The sequence below is a fragment of the Acinetobacter sp. YH12100 genome (assembly GCF_013419135.1).
In the GTDB taxonomy this organism is placed as follows: domain Bacteria; phylum Pseudomonadota; class Gammaproteobacteria; order Pseudomonadales; family Moraxellaceae; genus Acinetobacter; species Acinetobacter pseudolwoffii.
Genome location: NZ_VPAQ01000003.1, coordinates 24,032 through 41,060, shown reverse-complemented (window position 1 = coordinate 41,060; position 17,029 = coordinate 24,032). Strand labels below are relative to the sequence as shown.

Sequence of the window (17,029 nt, the reverse complement as noted above, 5' to 3'; positions counted from 1 at the left end):
GTCGTTACCTTAAATTAGTTTGAGTTTGACCAGTCGTCGAGTTTAGTGCCCTTAAGAGCGGCATCAATATGTTGATTCATACGTGCTGCTGCAAAAGCATCACTATGTATTTTAAGCTGTTCAACTGCAGATTCAATCGCTTTGATGTCTGAACCTTGAAGCTCGGTTTCAAGTTGTGCCTGTGCAGTTTGCAGTGCTGCCAGTTGCTCTTCAGTCAACAGAGCGGCATCTACTTTTAGTGCCTGAACCAGTGCTTCTAGCTCACGCTGGGCTTCAACTTTGGTTTCATTCAAATGACGCAGATTTTTATCTTCCTCGGCAAATTTATAACCGTCAAGTAATAGGCGCTCAGTATCTTCCCCGGATAAGCCATAAGATGGCTTAATATCAATTTGCGCATGCACGCCAGATGTTGTTTCTTTGGCAGATACCGTCAACAAACCATCAGCATCGACCTGGAAAGTTACTTCGATACGTGCCTGACCGGCTGTCATTGGTGGAATGCCATGCAAGACAAAACGACCCAGACTACGACAATGTTCAACCAGATCACGTTCACCTTGAACCACATGGATCAACATGGCAGTCTGGCCATCTTGATAGGTAGTAAATTCCTGACGACGTGCTACAGGAATGGCAGTATTACGTGAAATCAGACGTTCCACCAGTCCGCCCATGGTTTCTAAACCTAAAGACAGTGGGGTAACATCCAGTAATAAGGAACCATCAGTCGAGTTGCCTATCAGTTGGTTTGCTGTAATCGATGCGCCAATGGCAACCACTTCATCCGGGTTAATCGTGCACAGCGGTTCTTGGCTAAATACGTCACCAACTGCTTTTTGTACGGCATAAGAACGGGTTGAGCCACCCACCAGAACCACATTTTGAATGTCATCCAGTTCAAGCTTGGCATCACGCATCACACGTTTACATACGCTGATGGTTTTGTCCAAAGCAACTTTAATGATTTCTTCAAAGGTTGGACGGTCAAGGTTTAAAACTTGATCGAGTAATTTGAGTTGAACTGAATCTGCATCAGACAAAGCTTCTTTGGCCTTACGTGCTGCCACAATAAAATGTGCATATTCAGCATCATCTAAAGTTTCGATGTTTAGCTGTTTCTTGGCCCATTTCAAAATTAAACGGTCCAGGTCATCACCACCGAGGGCAGTGTGGCCACCAGTCGCAAGCACTTCAAACACGCCTTGCGAAAAACGCAAAATCGAAACGTCGAAAGTACCGCCACCCAAGTCATAAATCACATAGTTGCGATCTGTACTCAAGTTGCTTTCCTGATCGAGGCCATAAGCCACAGCAGCAGCGGTTGGCTCATTCAATAAACGTAAAACATTCAAACCGGCAAGCTGGGCAGCATCTCGGGTTGCCTGACGCTGTGCTTCATCAAAATACGCTGGAACGGTAATCACTGCACCATTCACCGGATTTTTCAGACTTGCTTCAGCACGATCTTTGAGCTGCTTTAAAATTTCTGCAGAAATTTCAACCGGAGTTTTACGACCTTGTGCGGTTTCAAAAGCCGGCATTTCATTCGCTTCGCCGACCAAGGCATAAGGATGCTGGAATTTGATATCCGCTTGAGAGCGCCCCATGAAACGCTTGACTGAAACGATGGTATTTTTAGGATCGCTGGTAATAAAAGGCGCGGCTTCATTACCATATTGAGTCTGCTGTTCTGCATAATGCACGATAGAAGGAAGTAGCACACGACCTTGTTCGTCATTCAGCGCTTTGGCTTTACCTGAAAGAACCGTGGCAACCAAAGAGTGGGTGGTGCCTAAATCGATACCAATCGCAATGCGGTGTTCATGTGGTGCACTTGATTGACCTGGTTCTGCAATTTGCAAGAGAGCCATAGTGTTACATCCTTTGCACGTTAAATATTAAAAATTAGAAATCATCATCAAGGTCAAAGCTGTCATCGTCCAGGAAGCGGTCTTCCGCCTTGTCGATATCTGCCATGACTTTAACAAAGAAGCGTAGTTTACGCACTGTATCGCGTGCTTCAGCCCAGTCTTCATCGGTATAGTCAATTTTAAACTCACGAACCAGACCGTCAATCCATTGCTGTACTTCAACTTTCAGTGAAGTTAAATCTTCAGCAGAGGTGGCATCGTCGAGTTGTTCACGAATTTCCAGAGCGTCCTGCAAGAATTCAAAATCACTGATCGATTGATCTAAGTGATAATCCTGTTTCTTGAGGGACAATAAATACGCTGCACGGCTATCGACCGCTGACAAAACTTTAAAAGCCTGATTGATATCGCTTGATTTAATCAGGGCCTGATCTTTGTCTTCAGCTTTATCGGGATGATATTGTTGCTGTAACTTTAAAAATTCAGTTTTTAAAGTTGCCAAATCAATATCGAGTGCTACTGGAAGATTGAACAGCTCAAAATGATTCATGGGAGATGAGGTCCGCGATTAATGTGCAAAAATAACTGTATAAATGCAATTAAAACAGTGTGAAACACACTGTTTTAATGTCAAAAGAGAATAACTGCCGGGTTTATACAGTGAAGGATTCACCACAACCGCATTCGCCTTTTTTGTTGGGGTTGTTAAATTCAAAGCCTTCGTTCAAGCCGTTTTTAACATAGTCCATCTCCATACCTTCAAGATAAACCAGACTTTTCGGATCAATGAATACTTTAACCCCAAACTGCTCAAATGCTTGGTCATGTGTATCGACTTCGTCAACGAACTCGAGTACATAAGCCAGACCAGAACAGCCTGAAGTTTTCACACCAACGCGAATGCCTTCACCCTTACCGCGATTTTTTAAATAATTGCTGATATGAGTTGCAGCATTTTTAGTTAAATGGATCATGAAAACTCCGTTAAAATTTAAAAACGTGGAACAATTAAGCTTTAACTTTCTTGTTACGGTAGTCTTCTACAGCTGCTTTGATTGCATCTTCTGCAAGAACAGAGCAGTGTACTTTTACTGGTGGAAGTGCCAGTTCAGTTGCAATATCGATATTCTTGATTGCTTGAGCTTGATCCAAAGTTTTACCTTTAAGCCATTCAGTCACCAAAGAACTTGATGCGATTGCTGAACCACAACCATAAGTTTTAAAACGTGCTTCTTCAATCACGCCTGCATCGTTGACTTGAATCTGTAAACGCATCACGTCACCACATGCGGGTGCACCAACCATACCCGTACCAACGTTTTCAGCATTTTTATCTAAAACGCCAACATTACGAGGGTTTTCGTAATGATCAATTACTTTTTCGCTATAAGCCATGTTGCTTCTCCAAACCTCGGGGTCAGCCTTAGTATTATTAAATATGGGGGTTAAAAAACTTTTCTCAATGAGATAGCAACCGATTGGTCACTATCTCAGGATGAAGATTAATGTTCAGCCCATTCAACTTTAGAAAGGTCGATACCTTCTTTAAACATATCCCAAAGCGGAGAAAGTTCACGTAACTTCTCAACAGCAGCTTTAGTGATACTCAATACATGGTCGATATCTTCTTCAGTGGTGTATTTACCAAAGCTGAAGCGGATCGAACTGTGTGCAAGCTCGTCTGAAAGACCCAATGCACGAAGTACATAAGAGGGTTCCAGTGTTGCAGAGGTACATGCTGAACCTGAAGATACCGCAGCATCTTTCAAGGCCATCATCAGTGATTCACCTTCAACAAAGTTGAAGCTGATATTCAAGTAGTTCGCTACGTTTTGTGTAGGATGACCATTCAAGAACACCTGTTCAAGGTCTTGTACGCCATTCCAAAGCTTGTCGCGAAGTACACGTAAGCGGGTTTGTTCAGCTTCCAGATTCTTGCCTGCAAGTTCGAATGCTTCACCCATCCCCACGATTTGATGCGTTGCCAGCGTACCTGAACGCATACCACGTTCATGACCGCCACCATGCATTTCAGCTTTTAGGCGTACACGTGGGCTACGACGTACAAACAGGGCACCAATACCTTTAGGGCCGTAGATCTTGTGCGCAGAGAAGCTCATCAGGTCTACTTTTAAAGTTGAAAGATCAATTTCAACTTTACCTGCCGCTTGTGCTGCATCGACATGGAAGAAAATTTTGTTGGCACGAGTGATTTCACCAATCGCTGCAACATCAGTAACCGTACCGATTTCGTTGTTCACCATCATCAGTGAAACCAGAATCGTATCTGGACGAATTTCTGCTTGAACCATTTCCGGAGTAATTAAACCGGTTTGAGGTTGTGGTTCAATATAGGTAATCTCAAAACCTTCAGACTCTAACTCACGGCACGTATCTAAAATTGCCTTGTGTTCGATTTTAGAGGTAATGATATGTTTACCTTTCGATGCATAGAAATGAGCCACACCTTTAAGCGCAAGGTTGTCTGATTCGGTTGCACCTGAAGTCCATACGATTTCACGTGGATCAGCTTTAATTAAATTAGCGACCTGTTCACGTGCATATTCAACTTTTTCTTCTGCTTGCCAGCCATAAGCATGTGAACGAGATGCAGCATTACCGAAGGTACCTTCGAATGTTAAACATTCCATCATACGTTCAGCAACCTGAGGATCTACCGGAGTCGTAGCTGCATAATCAAGATAAATCGGACGTTTCATGTCAAATACCTGTAACCGATAAAAGGGCTGAATCAAAGGGTGCTGAATTTTGGCGTAATGACACTGTTTGTACATTGTCACGTGCAACCAGATCAGCAAGCGAGATTTTTGCTAAATAATCGGCAATGTGGTGGGAGAGTTCCTGCCATAAATCATGAGTCAAGCACATCGCACCATTCTGGCAGTTGCCTTTATGGTCACAGCGAGTCGCATCAACTGTTTCGTTTACAGCTTCGATAATTGCTAACACAGTAATTTCATCTGCATTACGTGCTAAATGGTATCCACCATTTGCTCCACGAACACTTGAAACTAAGCCATGGCGCTTGAGTTTCGCAAATAACTGCTCAAGATAGGCAACAGAAATAGTTTGACGTGCCGCAATTTCGGCGAGCGTAATCGTTTTTTCAGAAGGCTGCAAAGCTAGATCAAGTAGAGCAGTCACAGCGTAGCGACCGCGAGTGGTTAGGCGCATGATTCGATACACATGGTTAGACTAGATGTGTCGATTTTAAGAATCCCGACTAAATTAGTCAAGTTATTTTTAGTAGACCTTAGTGGGATTTAATTTTTTCATAATGAAAGATTTAGATACTGAGCCAATTATACACTAATAACGTAATCAAAAGTATGCTACTCAGGCCAAAAACAATATTAATGCGCTTTTGACGGCGTTCGATCCGTTTCAGGCGGTTTTTATACTGTTTGACTTCTACCTGCAAGGTATTGATCTTGGAACGCTGCTCTTCAATTTTCTTTAAGAGTGGTGCTATACGCTTTTTGGACGCAATAATTTCCGTTTCATCAGTGGGTGTTTCAGACAGCCAGTGTTTCCAGTCGGCTAATACTTTTGGCAAGCTGAATACTGTTAATAAATCACGAAATTCGTCTTTCAAAACCTGATGACCATCAATGCGCATACTACGAATGCTACGACGATTGCCAAAAATAAAAATTTTGATCAGATCGGGAAGTGTGGTACGCACATCCAGATCTACAATGCGACCCGGTGCTTTATGGTCAAATAAAAGACCATTTGTGGTGAATTGCACATAAAAGTCGAAATATGGAATATAGCTATTGATTTTAATCGAGATATTTTCATCTACAAACTTCTTGGCTTGTAATGCAACGACACGATCATGCTTGAGAATGAAGGTAAATATTGTTTCTAAAACAATTAACGTCATCGTAAGCAACAAATGCGGTTGATTTTGACTTTGTTGCGATTCGCTCATATACAACCAATCCTTACCTGAAATATAAAGTGAAAAAGCTTCCTGCCTGTGAAGAGATTTCAGGGTTAAATCAAATTAGACTTGAAATAAATTGCTTTGTAGAACAGTTTAGCAAATCTATCAAGTACTAAATTTGCTATTATGCAGTGATTTTGTAGAATAATTTATAATAATTGAGCAGAAAACAAACAGGAGCCGTGCACATGGACAAGTCAAAAACAGCACAAGACTCAGCTGAAGCTTTAAACCAGAAAACAATGAAAGCCAAGTCCAAATCTGCCTCGGAGCGCAAATCGGCTCTTGATTTTCGTAAATATACCAAACAGATCTGGCTGGCTGGACTGGGAGCATTTTCACGTGCCGAAGAAGAAGGCAATAAACTGTTTGACTCACTGGTCAAGGTTGGAGAAGAACTGGAGTCTAAAACTGCAGATATTGCAGATCAAACTGTAGAAAAGGTCTCAGGAAAGGCCAAAGAGTCGGTCACAGAGACCAAAGATAAAGTAGAAAAGCTGATCGACAACTCTGTTCATCACTCATTGAATCGTATAGGATTAGTCACACTCAAGGATGTACAACATTTGGAACGTTTAATCCTTCAGTTACATGCCAAAGTTGATCAGTTGACTGCGGAACAAGAAAAAATGCAGGAAGAATTGTCGAAAAAAACACAAATAAAATGACTTTATTTATTATTCAATGTTTTTTTCGCATATTTTTTGAAAAAAAAGAGGTTCTTAAGTATTGCGTTTATACCTAAAGCATTGCTATAAAGGCGTTATGGCATGTTAAACAAATTCTTGAACCTTAAATAAACGATATTAAGAGGACGTAATCTTCATGAATAAATCAGAATTAATTGATGCAATTGCAGAGAAAGGGGGATTATCTAAGGCTGACGCAGGTAAAGCTTTAGATGCTACAATTGCTTCTGTTACTGAAGCTTTAAAAGCGGGTGATACAGTTACTTTGGTCGGTTTTGGTACTTTCGGTGTAAAAGAACGTGCTGCACGTACTGGCCGTAACCCACAGACTGGCGCTACTCTTGAGATCAAAGCAAGCAAAGTGCCTAGCTTCAAAGCGGGTAAAGGCTTAAAAGACGCTGTAGCTTAAGCTTACCCAGCGATGAAACGCGCCTTCTTTGGCGCGTTTTTTATTGATAAAATAAATTGTGATGATTAACACATTCATTCAATGGGTATTTTCGGTTAAAATCCTTTGCAAATAAAATATTGGAATACTTATGGAAGCTTTTCGTAAAGTTATTAAGGGTTGGTTGGGTAAAGTTTTACTCGTTCTGTTTTTGACCCCGTTAGCGCTTGTAGGTATTGAAGGATATTTTAGCGGCGGGAGCTCTGATGCGGCAAAATCCGTGAACGGAACTGAAATATCTCAAAAAGAATTAGAGTCACTGACGAAATCATTTAAAGAACAATATCTCAGTTATGCCAATGGCGATGAAACCTTGCTGAATCAAAGCTTCATTGACCAGAAAGCCATGGATACTTTGGTTTCACGTACCTTATTGCTACAACAGGCAGAAGAATTAGGCATCAGCCTGAGTGACCAGCAAATTGTACAGATGATTGCCCAGCAGCCGACTTTCCAGCAAGATGGTAAGTTCTCTGATGCTTTATATGAGAACTATCTTAAATCAATTGGCATGACCAATCGTGCTTTAGTCGAAAGTTTGCGTAAAGATCATGCGCTGAAAATGCTGTCTTCGACATTCCTGGACTATCCACTGGTGAGTCCGGTCGAAATGCAGCAAATTGCCGATTTACAGACTGAACAACGTCATATTCATATTTCCAGTATTAATCTGGACAGTTATAAACAAGATGTCAAAGTCAGCGATGCTGAAGTCGCTGCCTATTATGAACAGCACAAGGCATCGTTTACACAGCCGACCAGTGTCGATGTAGACTATGTGGTGTTGAAGCCAAGTGATATTCAAGCACAGGGTTTGGCAGTGACAGATGCTGAACTTCAGGAAGCGTATACAGCCTTTGTTGCGACACAAAAACAGGCAGTTAAACCAGAGGTGAAGCATATTTTGATTACGGCGGACAGTCGTAGTGATGCTGAAGCACAAAAACTGGCTGCAGAAGTGGCAGCGAAAATTAAAGCCGGTAACACTTTTGCACAGGCTGCAGCACAATATTCTGAAGATCCTGAATCCAAGTCTAAAGGCGGAGCAATTGCAGTCTATGAAACTGGCGTATTTGGTAGCACATTTGACCAGGCTGTTAGCTCTTTAAAATCAGGTCAGGTCTCTGCTCCTGTGAAAACAGATTATGGCTATCATATTATTTCTGTGCAATCACCTGATGTGGCTGTGCCATCTTTTGAGTCACAAAAAGCACGTTTATCTGAAGAGGTTTTGGCTGCTAAAAAATCCAATGCATTCTCCGATACGGTGAATAGCTTGAATGATATGGTGGTGGGAAGTGATTCTCTGGAGGTCGTTACACAAGAAGTGAAAGGCGTGCAGGTTCAGAAAGCCCAAGGAGTAAAACTTTCAACCCGTGACCCAGTGTTGAGCGATGCCAACCTTAAAGTCAAACTGTTTAATGATGATGTCAAAAATGGTGATCGTAATGCTTCATCAAGCATTCAGTTGGCCAATGGTGATGTGGCCTGGATCAAGGTGCGTGACTATCATGCAGCTGGTGAACAAACACTGGCAGAAGCGAAACCGCGTGTTCAGGCTCAATTGATTGAAGACAAAGCCGCTGCTTTGGCAAAAGCAAAAATTCAGAAAGCTCTGGATGAGTTCAAAACCAAACCTGCTGCATCAGTCGCCAAAGGTGCTTTGATTTTTGAAGATGCTGGCGTGTATACCCGTGCTGAAGGTTTGCTAAAACGTGATGTACAACGTGCCGCTTTTAGTCTTCCGACACCAAAAGCAGGCCATTGGTCAGTGACCACAGCGAAAATGCCAAATGAGCTGGTCGTGGTTGCGGTATCAGAAGTAAAGAAAAACCCGGTGGATGTATTGAGTGCAGAGCAACGTAGTGAGTTGGTGAAGTTGTATCAGCAACTTCGTGGTCAGCAAGAATTTGATGACTATACGCGCTACCTGAAATCTCAGGCAAAAATCAAATAAGACGATCTTGAATAAAAAAACCAGCCTGCGGGCTGGTTTTTTATGCTCTAGCCAAATGAGGGTTTAAGCACGAATAATCAGTTCATAACCGGTATATTTACGCATATTGATTACACCGGTATCCAGAATTAAATACTGACCTTTAATACCCTGTAATTTGCCACGAATCACCGGAGTTTTATCCAGATTATGTGATTTAATCTTTTCTGGATATTGCTCGACCGGATAAATAAACTCGCGTGCCAATTCCTGCTCAAGCACTTCAATATTTTCATTAAACTCAAGATTCTGATTAAATTCTTCACGAATGCTTTGAATTTTAGGTGCAAATTCTTCTAACAGCTGTTCACGGACTTCAATCAGATTCAGTGGTTCTGCTTCACCTTTGAGCAGCTTGCGCCAGTCTGTTTTGTCTGCGACCTGCGTACCAAACATGACTTCCAATTTGCCAGAGAGGCGACGTGAGCCAACTTTCATAATCGGCAGGGCTTGGGTTGCGCCCTGATCCAGCCAGCGGGTCGGCATTTGGCTGGTACGGGTAATCCCGACCTTTAATGCACTGGAATTGGCTAGATAGACAATATGCGGTTGAAAGCAGACATTCTGGGCAAATTCATCTTCGCGGCAAGTGCCTAAATGATAATGACAGGTTTCTGGCTTCATGATGCACATATCACATGAAGCATTGGTCTTAAAACATTTAAAACAGTGACCTTGCGAGAAAGATTTTGAGGTTTTATTGCCACAAGATACGCAATAAATTTTCCCTGTCCATTCAATCTCGATGTCTTGGCCCAAATTAAATGGAAGATCGATTTCTGCACGATCCAGAATTAATTTATACTCAACATTTGCCCGCTGTATCTGTTGATCAGTTACACTAAGGTCTTTGAGGCCGACATGCATTTTATGGCAAATGCCCTGAAGTTCCATAAAGATTACTCACTTAAATCATAAGGATGCAGTTATGGCTGAGCAGAATGTCATTACTTCAATGCTAGACGATTTCGCACAGGAACAGCCAATTCATACTGCTATTTGTATTGGGCAGGACTTAAGGCAAGTCCAGTTTCAGCCATCTATTCAATGGCACTATTTTAGCGTATCTGGCTTTTTAAATCTGCCTTTTCAGCAACGTTATGACCTGGCTGTGGTAATGCTGGATACGATAGAAACCGAACATTTGTCTGAACAGATCATGAGTCGAATCTTGGTGAAATTGCGTGATTTATTTGCTAAACGTCTGGTGGTGATCAGTCGGCTGCAAGATGAAAAACTATTGAGAGCTTTGGGGTTTACCCAGCTGATTGACAAGACCACGCACGGAGCGGATTTTGCGCTGTGGCAGTTTAATATTTTAACCTATAAGCATGTGCCCGACTGGTTTAACTCCAAGTTCTGGGCCAATCCGGAAAACTGGGATAAATTTCGCTGGTAAGCCTGTGCCTGCTTAATTGCAAATATTAACACAATCCTGCCTAGACAATATGAGGACAGACCGTATTCTGTAACTATGATGCATACAGGATATAGAGCATGACGAATCTGAGTAATATCGTGGAAATATTGGCCAAGCAGGCATTGGGTGGCGGGCAGTCTCAAAAGCGATCTTCACAGCAGGGTGGTCTGGCAGATATCCTGGGATCGGTATTGGGTCATTTGAATAAATCTCAGACTCAACAAGATCAGAGTCAACACAATCAGAATCAGCAGAATCAAGCCGGCCAGCAGACCCGACAAAATGGTTTGGGTGCAATTTTAGGTTCAGTTCTCAGTCAGTTAGGTGGGGCAAATCGTCAAAGTACTGCTCAACCCCGTTCAGGATTGCGAGGAGGTTCGACTGGCAAAACCTTATTGATTGCGGTGCTACCTCTGGTACTGGCCTGGATTCAAAAACAGGGTGGTTTACAGGGTGCATTGGATAAGCTTAAAGGACAGGGGTTGAATAGTCAGGTTGATGACTGGGTGTCGACTGGCCCGGGTGAAAATGCCAATGTCGATCCGCAGCAGGTACAAAATCTGTTTGATGATCAGGAAATTGAAGAAGTTGCACAGCAAACTCATGCGCCTAAACAGGATGTGTATAGTGCAATTTCACAAGTTTTGCCGCAGATTATTGACTCACTTACGCCACAGGGTGAACAGACCAGTAAGCAGGAAGCCAATACTGATATTCAAAATGTCTTGAATATGGTCTCAGGGCTTCTCAAAAAATAAATTCCATCATGTAAAAATCCCGATTTGAGTCGGGATTTTTTAATGCTATGCAGACTTTAAAATCGCTAATCTAGGTTCAGGCTAAACAGCTGGTTAGAGTCGCAGATTTTTTTGGCAATATAATGAGATTTTCGGGTGCGAATTAAAATAATTTGCGATTGAAAACCCAGTTCACCAAATTCCGGTTCTACCTGTACATAATGCAGTTGTCCATATTCATCTCGAACCCGCGCTTGAGCAGAAAATCCAGGGCGGGCATTGCCACTTGAAATCGTTGCCAGACGGCCGAGCAAATTGACATTATTCTTTTTATATTTGGGTGGAATGACCTGATCCAGGCAATGAATCATGAAAATCGTAAAAAAAGTGGCAATAATTAAAGCTGGAATAATCAGATAATAAGCCGGCAGAAACTCAAACTCCTGAGAATAGATCAGGAATTGTAAAACATAGCCAGCAAAGCTGAAATTCATCAGAAAGAAAAATACAATTAGGGTTTTGGAGAATTTGACATTCAACAGGTCTAATTGTTGAAAATTATAAGGTGAAATTTTTTGCAAAAATCTGCTGGATCTGAGTCCAAAATAGAAACCAATGGTTTTCACCACGCCAAACAAAATAATCGCCAATAAACTGAGATGAAAAGGCATCAGATTATAGTCTAGAAAAAATGCAGGCATGGTGAAGTCCGTTTTAAGTCTTATTCTGTGAGGTAAATTCCACCATCAGAATGCACGGTAATTTCTACTTTTTCAAGTGATTGACCTTGGCAAGGCCCGGAAATACATTCACCACTTTCTACCAAAAACAGTGCACCATGCGTTGAACATTCAATAAATTCCTGATCACGATCCAAAAACTGGTTTTCCAGAAATTCCAGCTCGACTTGCAAATGCGGACACAGGTTTTGATAGGCATAAAAGGCTCCATCGCGCTGAGTAATAAAAATAATATCCCCATTCTCCAGTTCAAAAGCTCGGGCTTCACGCTCTGGAATATCTTCGGTCATACAAATTTTAAACATTAAGCACATTCCTTCTGAAAGTCTTGTAATAATGCCGCATAGTCTTCAATCGCTAAACGTGGGCCAAATTGCGAAACCACCTGACTGGAAATTAAAATCGCCAGTTCAGCCGCAGTTTTAAGGCCTAGGTTGGCATTCAAGGCATACAAGAAAGCCCCGGCAAATGCATCACCGGCACCATTCGCATCTACTGCAGTCACTTTACGGCCAGGAACTTTAAATGTATTGTCGTGATCCGAAATAAGTGCACCCTCGGCTGACAATGTAATGACAACGTGTTGGCTGAGTGTTTTTAACTTAACTAGAGCCGCGTCAATATTATCGGTCTCTGTATACATCAGGGCTTCTTGCTGGTTACACAGCAACAGGTCGACACCTTCTGCAATCATTTCATCCAGACCGGCACGCGCATATTGCACCATGGCAGGATCCGATAAAGTTAAAGCAATTTTAACTCCGTTAGCGCGGGCAATTTCACGTGCCTGTTTGACGGCATGGCGTGCTGTTTCAGAAGTCGATAAATAACCTTCGATATATAGCCATTTCGCAGTATTTAGCGCACTAAAATCAATTTGTTGATCCGTGAGTTCAGCAGTAATACCTAGATAAGTATGCATGGTACGTTCAGAATCAGGACTCACCAGAACCATACAAGTTCCCGTTACACCTTCGCTGATCGACTGGATTGTGGTCTGAATGCCTGCATCATTTAAACCTTTCAGATAGATTTGCCCCAGTTCATCATTACCAACACGGCAACCATAAAATGCAGAACCGCCAAGTGCAGAAAATGCCACGGTAGTGTTGGCTGCTGAACCGCCTGAAGCCTGACCCTTATAAACTTGAGTCGCTTGAAGATTTTGATAAAGCGTGGCCTGAGTATCACCATCTGTAAGTTGCATGGTGCCTTTTTGCAAGTGATGTGCAGTTAAAAAGTCTTCAGACACTTTAAATTCTTGGTCAATCAGCGCATTACCAATTGCAAAAAGATCAACATTTGCCATGTTCAAATATCACATTAAAAATGAAAGTGCCAAGTTTACACGATTGCTTGGGATTGCTGTAGTTTGCTGAATCATTTTCAAATATTTTCCAAAAATACTGTATTTTGTTCAGTGACTATCTTTGGTCTAAGATTTGACTTATTTTTATGCACTACGTTGCTGTAGCATTGATTTAAGCATCAAATTTTATTTATAAGGATATATCGCGTTCGACATGATACTTTAAAGTCGCTCTGCGAAGATCATTCTTCACAATCATTTCAAATAGTGTGCGTATATGGATATTAAAATTGTAAAAGTTGAACAACTTCCTGACCAAGTCGAAACGCTAGCGACCCTTGCGCGTAAAGAAGGCTTAGATGTGTTGGATAAGTTAATTGAAGAATATCGCACCGGTAAAAACTGCTTTGCTCAAGCCAATGAACATTTACTGGTCGCGCATGATGGCAAAAAACTGATTGCCTGTGGTGGCCTAAACCAGCAATGGGGCGATAATGGCATTGAAGAGCGGATTGGTCGTGTGCGCCGTTTTTATGTCCATCCAAAATATCGGCTGCATGGGGTCGGTAAACAGCTTCTGGCTTATCTGGAACAGTTGGCAGCTCCGCATTATTCGGCCTTATGTCTGCAAACAGATACCCGACTGGCTGCCAGCTTCTATCAAAAACAGAATTATGTATTTGTGGAAAATAATCCAAGTTATAACTACTTCAAATATTTGATTTCGTGATCTTGCGGCTGTTGAGCCAGACTTAGCCAGTAAATTTGATGATTTAATTTTCAAATGATCAAGTTTACTTAATTCGATCAAAATCCTCGGTTTTCAACGTGAATAATTCAGATAACTAAAGCTATAATGTCCTTAGTTATTTTAATTAAAGCATTAGGAGATCGCATGACTGTAGATGTCACTGAAACCATTTCTCAAACTGTACATCCTGCGTTTCAGTTGTTACGTCAACAACATGTTGAAGCTTTAGACATTTTTGTGTCTGAATATAAACATAAAGTGACTGGTGCCACACATTATCACCTGGCGACCAATCACGATGAAAATGTCTTTCTGGTGGCGTTTCGTACCCAGCCGATGGATTCTAAAGGCGAAGCACATATTCTGGAACATACGGCACTTTGTGGTTCAGAAAAGTTCCCGGTGCGCGATCCATTCTTCCTGATGATCCGCCGTTCATTGAACACCTTCATGAATGCTTTTACTGCGGCAGACTGGACGGCTTATCCATTTGCAACGCAAAACAGCAAAGATTTTCAAAACCTGCTTGAAGTGTATATGGACGCGGCATTTGCAGCGAACCTGAATCCACTGGATTTTGCTCAGGAAGGCATTCGCATTGAATTGGAAAATGGCGAGCCAGTCTATAAAGGCGTGGTCTTTAATGAAATGAAAGGGGCGATGAGTTCGCCTTCAGACCAGCTTTATCATACGCTGGCGCATCATTTATATCCGCATACCACGTATCATTATAATTCTGGTGGTGATCCTAAAGACATTCCTGACCTGACTTACCAAGAGTTAGTTGATTTCTATAAGTCACATTACCATCCAAGTAATGCAGTCTTCATGACCTTTGGCAATAAAACCGCTTTTGAATTACAAGAGCAGTTTGAAAATCTGGCATTGTCCAAATTTGAAAAAGGTCAGACTTTATATCCAACGCCTGAAACCCGTTTGACTGCACCATTGACCGTTACAGACAGCTATGCAGTCGATGCTGAAGATCTTCAGGACAAGACCTATCATGTGTTGTCATGGTTATTGCCTGAAGCCAGTGATATTAAACTGCGTTTGGGTATGCGTTTAGTCGAAGGGATTCTGCTTGAAGATTCTGCATCACCATTGCGTCATTATCTGGAAACCTGTGGTTATGCCCAGTCGACCGGTCCATTTATGGGCGTGGATGACTCTAATTTCGAGATGACTTTCTACTGTGCGGTGCAGGGTTCAAATCCTGAACATGCAGAAGAATTTAAAAATGGTGTGTTCAAGGTGCTGGAAGATGTTGCCTCGAAACCGGTCGATCAGAACATGGTCGATGCAATCCTGCATCAGATTGAATTGCATCAGCGTGAAATCAATGGCGATGGCACGCCTTATGGTCTGAGCCTGATTCTGAGCGGTCTGGGTAGTGCGATTCATCACCGCGATCCGGTCGAAGTCTGGGATGTGGATTCTGCCATTGCTGCGGTTAAAGAAGAACTGCAAGATCCAATGTGGCTCTCCAATCTGATTAAAGAATATTTGCTGGATAATCCGCATCGTGTCCAACTGACGCTGATTCCGGATGCAACGAAATCAGCCAAAGAAGCGGCGGATGAAAAAGCACGTCTGGCTGAAATTGGTAAGAATTTAAGCGAAGAGCAGAAAGCTGAAATTATTGCCCAGACTGAAGCATTGAATGTGCGTCAGGATACTCCGGATGATTTGAACTTGTTGCCAAAAGTTGGCCTGGAAGATGTACCTGCGGAATTACAGGTGGTTCAGGGCCAGTTACGTGAGATTATCTGTAATCAGGTCGATACACCGTTGAATCTGTATCATGCCGGTACCAATGGTATTTATTACCAACAGGTTCTGGTCAATATTCCGGATGAAGTGGTGCAGTCGCCGTATTTCAACCTGCTGTCGATCCTGATGGGCGAAGTCGGTGCGGGCGAATATGATTATCTAGAATTCCAGCAGCTGCAAACTGCGGTGAGTGGCGGTCTGGGTATGGGCGCATCGTTGCGCTCTAAAGTCGATGACAAAAACAAGATCACGGCTTGGCTGACACTGACCACCAAATCGCTGGTGAATCATTTAGATGCCATTCGTCTGTTAAAGATCGGTTTTGAACAGCTGCGTTTTGATGAAAAAGACCGTATTATTGAACTGTTACAACAGCGTAAAACACGTTGGCAGTCACGTGTTTCCGGTTCGGGGCATAGCTATGCGATGCAATCTGCATCTCGTCAGCACAGTGCCTTGGCATTGCGTGATTATCACAATACTGGTTTGGGTGCATTAAACTGGCTGATCGAGCTGGTCTCTAAAATTGAAAAAGATCCGGCTGAATATGATCTGCTGATTGACGAGTTAAAACGAATTCATCGTGTCTTGTTGCAAGCCCCGAAGCAGTTCCTGCTGGTGTGTGAAGAGCCGCAATCTGATAGCTTGATTGAAGAAATCCAGAATGTCTGGGACAAACTGGCGGTTGATCCTGCACCGGTTGCACTGACTCAAATCGAAAAAGTGACGCATGATCAGCATGAAGCCTGGTTAATTCAGGCCAATGTCCAGTTCTGCGCGGCTGCTTATCCGGCGGTCGAAGTGGCGCATCCTGATGCTGCTGCCTTGATGGTGCTGGCGGGTTATTTACGTAATGGCTTCCTGCACAGTGCAATCCGTGAAAAAGGTGGTGCTTATGGCGGTGGTGCCAGCTATGACGGCAATGCCTGTTCATTCCGTTTCTACAGCTACCGTGACCCGCGTCTGGCAGAAACCTTTCAGGACTTTGATGCCAGTATTCAGTGGTTACTCAATGCGCCGCAACAGCCGCATCAACTGGAAGAAGCGATTCTGGGTCTGATTGCCAGTATGGATAAACCGGGTTCACCAGCGGGCGAGGCAATCACTGCATGTTATGCCTATCTGCATCAGCGTACACCAGCATTCCGTAAGAAATTACGTGAACGTCTGTTAAATGTCACACTGGATGATTTAAAGCGTGTTGCACAAACTTATCTGCTTGAGCAGCAGGCTACTAAGGCAGTCGTAGCGCCAGTGGCAAAACGTGAAACGCTGGAGCAGCTTGGTTTTGTAATTCAACAAGTTCTATAAATAAAAAA

General features: G+C 42.6%; 18 protein-coding genes. 7 read left to right on the top strand and 11 right to left on the bottom strand.

Features of this window, described 5'->3' with window-relative positions; genetic code table 11:
* Positions 1 to 14: 14 nt before the first annotated feature.
* From hscA to FTU40_RS03305, 7 genes are all read right to left on the bottom strand, one after another.
* Positions 15 to 1,874 carry a Fe-S protein assembly chaperone HscA gene (gene hscA, locus FTU40_RS03335; RefSeq protein WP_180039777.1) on the bottom strand — a complete coding sequence of 620 codons (1,860 nt, stop codon included), beginning with the start codon at positions 1,872 to 1,874 and terminating at the stop codon, positions 15 to 17.
* A gap of 34 nt (positions 1,875 to 1,908) precedes the next feature.
* Positions 1,909 to 2,424, bottom strand: coding sequence for a Fe-S protein assembly co-chaperone HscB (hscB, locus tag FTU40_RS03330; RefSeq protein ID WP_005096765.1), 516 nt, complete (start codon positions 2,422 to 2,424; stop codon positions 1,909 to 1,911).
* Between the two features lie 103 nt (positions 2,425 to 2,527).
* Positions 2,528 to 2,848, bottom strand: a complete 321-nt coding sequence (gene iscA / locus FTU40_RS03325; protein WP_180039775.1) for an iron-sulfur cluster assembly protein IscA — start codon at positions 2,846 to 2,848, stop codon at positions 2,528 to 2,530.
* A gap of 34 nt (positions 2,849 to 2,882) precedes the next feature.
* Positions 2,883 to 3,269: a Fe-S cluster assembly scaffold IscU gene (iscU, locus tag FTU40_RS03320; protein WP_005171124.1), complete on the bottom strand. Its 387-nt coding sequence runs from the start codon at positions 3,267 to 3,269 to the stop codon at positions 2,883 to 2,885.
* A 107-nt stretch (positions 3,270 to 3,376) separates the two neighbouring features.
* Positions 3,377 to 4,594 (bottom strand): IscS subfamily cysteine desulfurase, encoded by a 1,218-nt coding sequence (locus tag FTU40_RS03315; RefSeq protein WP_005171123.1) that lies wholly within the window; start codon positions 4,592 to 4,594, stop codon positions 3,377 to 3,379.
* Position 4,595: 1 nt separating this feature from the next.
* Complete coding sequence (locus tag FTU40_RS03310; RefSeq protein ID WP_005096769.1) at positions 4,596 to 5,069, bottom strand: Rrf2 family transcriptional regulator; 474 nt, start codon at positions 5,067 to 5,069, stop codon at positions 4,596 to 4,598.
* A gap of 112 nt (positions 5,070 to 5,181) precedes the next feature.
* Positions 5,182 to 5,832: a hypothetical protein gene (locus FTU40_RS03305; RefSeq protein ID WP_005171121.1), complete on the bottom strand. Its 651-nt coding sequence runs from the start codon at positions 5,830 to 5,832 to the stop codon at positions 5,182 to 5,184.
* Between the two features lie 203 nt (positions 5,833 to 6,035).
* Here FTU40_RS03305 and FTU40_RS03300 point away from each other — a divergent pair, with 203 nt between their 5' ends.
* The 3 genes from FTU40_RS03300 to FTU40_RS03290 all read left to right on the top strand — a co-directional run bounded on the left by FTU40_RS03300 (position 6,036) and on the right by FTU40_RS03290 (position 8,941).
* Positions 6,036 to 6,515 (top strand): phasin family protein, encoded by a 480-nt coding sequence (locus FTU40_RS03300; protein ID WP_180039773.1) that lies wholly within the window; start codon positions 6,036 to 6,038, stop codon positions 6,513 to 6,515.
* A 157-nt stretch (positions 6,516 to 6,672) separates the two neighbouring features.
* Positions 6,673 to 6,945: an HU family DNA-binding protein gene (locus FTU40_RS03295; protein ID WP_004786051.1), complete on the top strand. Its 273-nt coding sequence runs from the start codon at positions 6,673 to 6,675 to the stop codon at positions 6,943 to 6,945.
* 130 nt (positions 6,946 to 7,075) lie between these two features.
* Entirely contained in the window at positions 7,076 to 8,941 is a 1,866-nt protein-coding gene (locus tag FTU40_RS03290) for a SurA N-terminal domain-containing protein (RefSeq protein WP_180000902.1), read from the top strand.
* 63 nt (positions 8,942 to 9,004) lie between these two features.
* On the opposite strand, the gene FTU40_RS03285 is transcribed toward FTU40_RS03290, so the two are convergent.
* Positions 9,005 to 9,874 (bottom strand): DUF2797 domain-containing protein, encoded by an 870-nt coding sequence (locus FTU40_RS03285; protein ID WP_005096774.1) that lies wholly within the window; start codon positions 9,872 to 9,874, stop codon positions 9,005 to 9,007.
* Between the two features lie 34 nt (positions 9,875 to 9,908).
* Between FTU40_RS03285 and FTU40_RS03280 the strand changes: the two genes are divergently transcribed.
* Positions 9,909 to 10,379, top strand: coding sequence for a DUF6231 family protein (locus tag FTU40_RS03280; RefSeq protein WP_005096775.1), 471 nt, complete (start codon positions 9,909 to 9,911; stop codon positions 10,377 to 10,379).
* Between the two features lie 98 nt (positions 10,380 to 10,477).
* Positions 10,478 to 11,158 carry a YidB family protein gene (locus tag FTU40_RS03275; protein WP_180039771.1) on the top strand — a complete coding sequence of 227 codons (681 nt, stop codon included), beginning with the start codon at positions 10,478 to 10,480 and terminating at the stop codon, positions 11,156 to 11,158.
* Between the two features lie 65 nt (positions 11,159 to 11,223).
* On the opposite strand, the gene FTU40_RS03270 is transcribed toward FTU40_RS03275, so the two are convergent.
* The 3 genes from FTU40_RS03270 to FTU40_RS03260 are packed head-to-tail and all read right to left on the bottom strand — an operon-like array spanning position 11,224 to position 13,186.
* Positions 11,224 to 11,838: an OB-fold-containig protein gene (locus FTU40_RS03270; RefSeq protein WP_180039769.1), complete on the bottom strand. Its 615-nt coding sequence runs from the start codon at positions 11,836 to 11,838 to the stop codon at positions 11,224 to 11,226.
* Positions 11,839 to 11,858: 20 nt separating this feature from the next.
* On the bottom strand, positions 11,859 to 12,167 hold the full coding sequence (locus FTU40_RS03265) for a Rieske (2Fe-2S) protein (RefSeq protein WP_171304337.1): 309 nt from the start codon (positions 12,165 to 12,167) through the stop codon (positions 11,859 to 11,861).
* 14 nt (positions 12,168 to 12,181) lie between these two features.
* A complete protein-coding gene (locus tag FTU40_RS03260) occupies positions 12,182 to 13,186 on the bottom strand; it encodes an adenosine kinase (protein WP_180039767.1) in 1,005 nt (334 codons plus the stop codon).
* Between the two features lie 277 nt (positions 13,187 to 13,463).
* Here FTU40_RS03260 and FTU40_RS03255 point away from each other — a divergent pair, with 277 nt between their 5' ends.
* A complete protein-coding gene (locus FTU40_RS03255) occupies positions 13,464 to 13,916 on the top strand; it encodes a GNAT family N-acetyltransferase (RefSeq protein ID WP_005096782.1) in 453 nt (150 codons plus the stop codon).
* Between the two features lie 165 nt (positions 13,917 to 14,081).
* The gene (locus FTU40_RS03250) at positions 14,082 to 17,021 is read left to right on the top strand and encodes an insulinase family protein (protein WP_180039765.1); all 2,940 of its coding nucleotides are present in this window, start codon (positions 14,082 to 14,084) and stop codon (positions 17,019 to 17,021) included.
* Positions 17,022 to 17,029 lie beyond the last annotated feature (8 nt).

Excerpts from the sequence above, each read along its gene's own strand:
- hscA (WP_180039777.1), bottom strand. The coding sequence starts at position 1,874 with ATGGCTCTCTTGCAAATTGCAGAACCAGGTCAATCAAGTGCACCACAT.
- hscB (WP_005096765.1), bottom strand. The coding sequence starts at position 2,424 with ATGAATCATTTTGAGCTGTTCAATCTTCCAGTAGCACTCGATATTGAT.
- iscA (WP_180039775.1), bottom strand. The coding sequence starts at position 2,848 with ATGATCCATTTAACTAAAAATGCTGCAACTCATATCAGCAATTATTTA.
- iscU (WP_005171124.1), bottom strand. The coding sequence starts at position 3,269 with ATGGCTTATAGCGAAAAAGTAATTGATCATTACGAAAACCCTCGTAAT.
- FTU40_RS03315 (WP_005171123.1), bottom strand. The coding sequence starts at position 4,594 with ATGAAACGTCCGATTTATCTTGATTATGCAGCTACGACTCCGGTAGAT.
- FTU40_RS03310 (WP_005096769.1), bottom strand. The coding sequence starts at position 5,069 with ATGCGCCTAACCACTCGCGGTCGCTACGCTGTGACTGCTCTACTTGAT.
- FTU40_RS03305 (WP_005171121.1), bottom strand. The coding sequence starts at position 5,832 with ATGAGCGAATCGCAACAAAGTCAAAATCAACCGCATTTGTTGCTTACG.
- FTU40_RS03300 (WP_180039773.1), top strand. The coding sequence starts at position 6,036 with ATGGACAAGTCAAAAACAGCACAAGACTCAGCTGAAGCTTTAAACCAG.
- FTU40_RS03295 (WP_004786051.1), top strand. The coding sequence starts at position 6,673 with ATGAATAAATCAGAATTAATTGATGCAATTGCAGAGAAAGGGGGATTA.
- FTU40_RS03290 (WP_180000902.1), top strand. The coding sequence starts at position 7,076 with ATGGAAGCTTTTCGTAAAGTTATTAAGGGTTGGTTGGGTAAAGTTTTA.
- FTU40_RS03285 (WP_005096774.1), bottom strand. The coding sequence starts at position 9,874 with ATGGAACTTCAGGGCATTTGCCATAAAATGCATGTCGGCCTCAAAGAC.
- FTU40_RS03280 (WP_005096775.1), top strand. The coding sequence starts at position 9,909 with ATGGCTGAGCAGAATGTCATTACTTCAATGCTAGACGATTTCGCACAG.
- FTU40_RS03275 (WP_180039771.1), top strand. The coding sequence starts at position 10,478 with ATGACGAATCTGAGTAATATCGTGGAAATATTGGCCAAGCAGGCATTG.
- FTU40_RS03270 (WP_180039769.1), bottom strand. The coding sequence starts at position 11,838 with ATGCCTGCATTTTTTCTAGACTATAATCTGATGCCTTTTCATCTCAGT.
- FTU40_RS03265 (WP_171304337.1), bottom strand. The coding sequence starts at position 12,167 with ATGACCGAAGATATTCCAGAGCGTGAAGCCCGAGCTTTTGAACTGGAG.
- FTU40_RS03260 (WP_180039767.1), bottom strand. The coding sequence starts at position 13,186 with ATGGCAAATGTTGATCTTTTTGCAATTGGTAATGCGCTGATTGACCAA.
- FTU40_RS03255 (WP_005096782.1), top strand. The coding sequence starts at position 13,464 with ATGGATATTAAAATTGTAAAAGTTGAACAACTTCCTGACCAAGTCGAA.
- FTU40_RS03250 (WP_180039765.1), top strand. The coding sequence starts at position 14,082 with ATGACTGTAGATGTCACTGAAACCATTTCTCAAACTGTACATCCTGCG.